Consider the following 5,891-nt stretch of genomic DNA (forward strand, 5'->3'; position numbering starts at 1 on the left):
CATTGCCGAGTCTGTCGCTAAGGTCAGCGTTTGGTTTCGTTGGCCTTGGCTTTAGCGGCAGGGGTAGGAGTTTGTGTCCAGCGCTTGGCGTCGTGCATGTGCAAAACGCCAGCGATCATAGTCTCTACTGCCTCACGTTCTTTCTCATCGAGCTTGGAAACGGCTTCAAATTGCAATTTCAATCGTTCATCCGGGCCGCGTTCGTCAGGTTCAAAAAGCAGCATATCCGCGCTGACATTCAGAGCCAGAGCGATTCGTCTGAACACCTCAATTGTTGGCTGCGACGCGCCCGATTCATAGCGTTTTAGCTGCGAAACATGCATGCCGATCTTGTCGGCCATTTGTTGCTGTGTAAAGCCAAGTGCCTTGCGAAGCGAGGCCAAGCGTTCGGGAAAACTCATAGGGAGGACAAAGAGATTTGCGGTAGCCATAAGTGTATGCCCTCCTTTTTTTGAGCTTGACTGATAGTAGCATAACAGGGACAATAAAAATACACCACAAGGCTACTTGACAGGTTTTTGAGAAAAGGCGGATTTATGGCACGTATCCCGGAAGATGAGATCGAGCGACTAAAAAAAGACGTGTCGGTGCTGCAATTGGCCGAAGCACGCGGCATCGAGCTGAAGGGGCACGGCGACAATCTGGTGGGCCGCTGCCCATTCCACGCCGACAAGACGCCCTCGCTGGTCATCACCCCCGACAAGAACCTGTGGCACTGCCTTGGCGCATGCCAGGCTGGCGGCGGGCCGATTGATTGGGTCATGAAAGCTAACGGCGTATCGTTCCGGCACGCGGTCGAGCTGCTGCGCACCGATTCTGCTTTAGCTGCGGGGGTTGGCGAGCCGGTCAAGGTATCGCGCACGCGCAAGTTGCCGCCGCCAGCAGCGCCGTCCGCAGCCGATGGTGAATTGCTCAACCAGGTCATCGACTTCTACCACCAGACCTTGCTTGAATCGCCGGAAGCGCTGGCCTACCTTGCCAAGCGTGGGCTGACCGATCCGGAAATGATCGAGCGTTTCAGGCTGGGTTACGCCAACCGCACGCTGGGTTACCGGCTCCCTGCCAAGAACGTCAAGGCCGGCGCAGAACTCAAGGGCCGTTTGCAAGGCATCGGCATCCTGCGCGAAACCGGTCACGAACACTTCAACGGCTCCATCGTCGTGCCGATCATCGACATTGGCGGCAATGTCACCGAAGCCTACGCGCGCAAGCTGCGCGACGATCTGCGCACGGGCACGCCGACGCACCTGTATCTGCCGGGGCCGCACCAGGGCGTATGGAACGAGGTGGCGTTGCAGCAGCACGAGGAAATCATCCTGTGCGAGGCGCTGATCGACGCGCTCACGTTCTGGCAGGCGGGCTATCACAACGTCACGGCCAGCTATGGCACGTCCGGTTTTACGCCCGATCATATCGCCGCGTTTCAGCGGCACGGCACCAAGCGCGTCCTGATTGCATATGACCGCGACGACGCGGGCGATAATGCGGCCGACGCGCTGGCCGAGCAATTGAATGCAATCGGAATCGAGTGCTATCGCATCCAGTTTCCGAAGGGGATGGACGCCAACGAATACGCCTTGAAGGTGACGCCGGCATCGAAAAGCTTGGGCATCCTGATCCGCAAGGCGGCGTGGTGCGGCAAGGGCATCCCGCCGCAGGCGGCACCCGGCCAGCATGTTGAGACGATGGAGTGCGCCGCCGACGCTAGCGCCGCGCCTGTGCCAGTCGGGACGGCCGCACCTGAGCCGGCACCGGCATCCGACGTGACCACCGCTGCTGTTGTCCCGCCGTCGGACTCCACCAACTTAGCCGCTTCGCCCACGGCCGCGCCAGCGGCGGCGTCCATCGAGGCCGAAATCAAGGATGATGAAGTGGTGTTCACCTTCGGCGACCGGCGCTACCGCGTGCGCGGCCTGCCGAAAAACCTGTCGCCTGAAACGCTCAAAATCAACCTGCTCGTATCCTGTAAGGATGCCTACTTCGTCGATACGCTGGACCTGTACAGCGCGCGCGGGCGCAGCCAGTACCTGCTGTACGCGGCCAAGGAGCTGGCCGTGCGCGACGACCTCATCAAGCACGACCTGGGGCGCATCCTGCTCAAACTGGAAGCGTTGCAGGACGAGCGAATCAAGTCCGCAACGAAAACAGCGCCGGCCATCCCGACCATGACCGACGCCGAGCGCGATGCCGCGCTGGCTCTGCTGCGTGCGCCCGACCTGCTGGACCGGATCGTGGCCGACTTCGACGCTTGCGGGCTGGTCGGCGAACGCACCAACAAGCTTGTTGGCTACCTGGCGGCAGTTAGCCGCAAGCTCGATAGGCCGCTCGCCATCGTCGTGCAGTCGTCAAGCGCGGCCGGCAAAAGCTCGCTGATGGATGCGGTGCTGGCAATGATACCGGAGGAAGAACGCATCAAGTACAGCGCCATGACCGGCCAGAGCCTGTTCTACATGGGCGAGACGAACTTGCAGCACAAGATACTTGCCATCGTTGAAGAGGAAGGCGCGAGCCGGGCCAGCTACGCCCTGAAGCTGCTGCAAAGCGAGGGCGAGTTGATGATTGCATCGACCGGCAAGGACGCCAACACGGGCAACCTCATCACCCAGGAATACCGCGTCACCGGCCCGGTCATGATCTTCCTGACCACCACGGCTATCGAGATTGACGAAGAGCTGATGAATCGCTGCATCGTGCTCACCGTCGATGAAGGGCGCGAGCAAACCGAGGCAATCCACAGCCTGCAACGTAACCGGCGCATGCTGTCGGGCCTGATGGCGAAACAGGCCAAGGATGCGATTCTGGCCCTGCACCGCAATGCACAGCGCCTGCTACGCCCGCTGGCCGTGGTCAATCCCTACGCCGACCAGCTCACGTTCCTATCGGATAAAACGCGAACCCGGCGCGATCACGAAAAATATCTGACGCTGATCGACACCATCGCCTTGCTGCACCAACACCAGCGCGCCACCAAGAACACGACGGGCAGCAATGGCGCGGCGCTGGAATACATCGAGGTCACGGCGTCCGACATTGAGCAGGCCAACCGGTTGACGCATGAGGTGCTGGGCCGCAGCCTTGACGAGCTGCCGCCGCAGACGCGTCGGCTCTTGAGCCTGGTCGATACGCTGGTGGAAACGTCGGCCGCAGCGCTGGGAATCCGCCGCACCGAGTATCACTTTAGCCGCAAGGACGTGCGCGAGGCGACCGGCTGGGGAGATACCCAGCTTAAAATCCACCTTGGGCGGCTGGCCGAGCTGGAATACCTGCTGGTGCACCGCGCCGAGCGTGGGCAGGGCTATGTGTATGAAATGCTCTATGACGGCGACGGCAACAACGCGCCGCACCTGACCGGCCTGCTCGATGCCGGGGCTTTGGATGACTACGACGGGCGGCGGTCGGGGCACGGTCACGCGCAGTCGGCCCCCGGTCGGCCCGTGGTCGGTGGGTGGTCGGCCCCCGGTCGGGCCGTCAAATCGGCCGCAACGCCAGTGCTGGCGCGGGTTTCGGCGGAAAACGCGCCATTCGCGTCTGAAAATGCACCTCCTATGGCGAACGGCCACGCGCCGGTCGTACCGATCCTGATCGTACCGACGCTGGCGGGTGAGGCATGAGCGCCGCCAGCGGTTTGTATGCGGGCTTGCTCGATGCTGGCGCATTGGACGCCTACGACGGGCGGCGGTCGGGGCGTGGTCGCTCGCGGTCGGCCCCCGGTCGGCCCCTGGTCGGTGGGTGGTCGGCCCCCGGTCGGGGCGGGAAATTTCACGCAAAGCCAGTGCTGGCGCGGGTTGCGACGAAATACACGGTATTTACCTCTGAAAATGCACCTCCTATGGCGGTCGGCCGCGTACCGGTCGTAGTCGTAGCAGCGTCGGCGGGTGCAGTATGAGGCCGACACGCCCTGGCAAGCTGCCCGGTCCGCTGCACTATGCCGGCGACCCGGAAACCCGTGGGGGCTTCCGCTCCTACCTGATCGAGTTCATCGACTGGACGCAGGCTATGCACTACTCGGCGACGACGCTCAAGAACCGTCGCATCGAAATGGGCTACTTCATCGACTGGTGCGAAGAGCGCAGCGTCACCACGCCGCACGAGGTGACACGGGCGATGCTGGAGCGCTATCGGCAATACATCTTTGCCTACCGGCGCAAGGTCGACGATGCGCCGCTGTCGCGCCAGACCCAGAGCAAGCGCCTGATCACGGTGCGTATGTTCTTCAAATGGATGGCAAAAAGCCATCACCTGCTGTTCAACCCGGCCAGCGAAATGGAGCTGCCAAAGCAGGAGAATCGCTTGCCGCGCCACGTGCTGACCGTCGCCGAAATTGCCCAGGTACTGAACGCGGCCGACATTGACGACCCGTCGGGCTTCGGCATCCGGGACCGGGCCATGCTGGAAGCGCTGTACAGCACCGGCATGCGCCGCGCCGAGCTGGTCGGCCTTGACCTCAATGACATCGACGCCGAGCGCGGCACGGTGCTGGTGCGGCTGGGCAAAGGCAAGAAGGACCGCATGGTGCCGATCGGCGAGCGGGCCTTGGCCTGGATTGCCCGGTATGTGCAGGAAGTGCGGCCGCGCTACCTTGACGACGACAGCGACGCCACGCTGTTCCTGTCAAAACATCATGAGCGCGTGAGCGCCAAGCAGATGTCGGGCATTGCCAAAAAGATCATTGACCGCGCCAACCTTGAGCGGGTGCAGGCGTCCGGCCCGTTGAATAGTTCCTGCCACCTGTTCCGCCATGCCTGCGCTACACACATGCTAGAGAACGGTGCGGACATCAGGTTCATCCAGGCGCTGCTGGGGCACGCCGAGCTGACCACCACCGAAGTTTATACCCGCGTAGCGATCATGAAGCTCAAGGAAGTTCATGAGGCGACCCATCCGGCGCGATTACAGGCCCGTGGCGCTGCGCACGGCGGTATGGCAAGGGCTATTGGTGCCGGCGTGCGCGTCGCGCTCCTGGACGCCCTGGATGCCGAGGCGATGGGTCAGCCGGATTAACCACAGGGATATCATGACTGCGGCGACCCGACCCCGAGAACATAGGAATCTTAATATATTAGGTAACGCAAACCGGCGATCCCTATATATTTGGTAACAACACCCCATGCAACCGATTTGCAACCCCATGCAACCGCGCTGCAACCATAAGCAACCGCGTGCAACCACAATGCAGCCGTCCGCGTGCGGGAAGCGCCCTGGCATAGGCACGATAAATATGAATACAAAACCCTACGGGTTCTGTCCTCATATGTGCCAAAGGGATGCCCTTTGAAACCCAGGCCAGACCGACTACGTCGGCAGCAGTAAGGCCCCACACAACCCAGCCACCCCACGGCACAGCCCTTCAGGGGTGAATGCCTTCGGCATTGCAACATAAAGCCGCATTCCGCAAAGTCGGGCCAGTCGCTGCGCTTGGTGGGCCGACCGCTTCGCGCCCTTCGGGTACGCGGAACGAGCTTTATGTCTCGCGCCCCTGCACGTCTGCCAAGCCATGATGCGCGCCAGAGGCGCAGGATTCCAGCCAGGTCAATGAGGCGCGCTCCTGCGTCGCTTGCGGCCGCGCTGCGCCGGCAGACGGATCGACCCCACCCAACCCCAGCCCCCAGCTTGCAAGCGGTGGAAGGCAAAAACTCGCCTTCCACCGCATGCCTGAGCGTGGGTCGTCCTCGGCCGTCAAGGGTCCGCTGCGCCGCTGCGCGCCCTTGACTGCGCACACGCCGCCTGATTGACCGAAAGGTCTTGCCTCGCGCGCGTGCGCAAGCCAGAATGCGTGTCTAGGGAAATTTGCAACAATACCGGGGCGGCATCTGAATTTAGCTGCTTCAAGCTGTTGATTCGACTAGGGAAAGTGGCGAAATTTAGGAAAGTGCGCGTCGGGTGGGCGGTAT

Annotated in this window: 3 protein-coding genes; 2 read left to right on the forward strand and 1 reads right to left on the reverse strand. The window is 62.0% G+C overall.

The window, feature by feature from the left end:
- Positions 1 to 23 precede the first annotated feature (23 nt).
- The gene (locus F1735_RS32205) at positions 24 to 431 is read right to left on the reverse strand and encodes a helix-turn-helix domain-containing protein (RefSeq protein ID WP_222853146.1); all 408 of its coding nucleotides are present in this window, start codon (positions 429 to 431) and stop codon (positions 24 to 26) included.
- A 105-nt stretch (positions 432 to 536) separates the two neighbouring features.
- On the opposite strand from F1735_RS32205, the gene F1735_RS32210 reads away from it, so the two are divergent.
- Both F1735_RS32210 and xerC read left to right on the forward strand, forming a co-directional pair.
- A complete protein-coding gene (locus tag F1735_RS32210; protein ID WP_167240922.1) occupies positions 537 to 3,611 on the forward strand; it encodes a toprim domain-containing protein in 3,075 nt (1,024 codons plus the stop codon).
- A 271-nt stretch (positions 3,612 to 3,882) separates the two neighbouring features.
- A complete protein-coding gene (xerC, locus tag F1735_RS32215; protein WP_167240923.1) occupies positions 3,883 to 5,001 on the forward strand; it encodes a site-specific tyrosine recombinase XerC in 1,119 nt (372 codons plus the stop codon).
- The last annotated feature ends 890 nt before the right edge of the window (positions 5,002 to 5,891 follow it).

This window comes from Massilia genomosp. 1 (assembly GCF_011682185.1).
GTDB lineage: Bacteria > Pseudomonadota > Gammaproteobacteria > Burkholderiales > Burkholderiaceae_D > Telluria_A > Telluria_A rubra.

Excerpts from the sequence above, each read along its gene's own strand:
- F1735_RS32210 (WP_167240922.1), top strand. The coding sequence starts at position 537 with ATGGCACGTATCCCGGAAGATGAGATCGAGCGACTAAAAAAAGACGTG.
- F1735_RS32205 (WP_222853146.1), bottom strand. The coding sequence starts at position 431 with ATGGCTACCGCAAATCTCTTTGTCCTCCCTATGAGTTTTCCCGAACGC.
- xerC (WP_167240923.1), top strand. The coding sequence starts at position 3,883 with ATGAGGCCGACACGCCCTGGCAAGCTGCCCGGTCCGCTGCACTATGCC.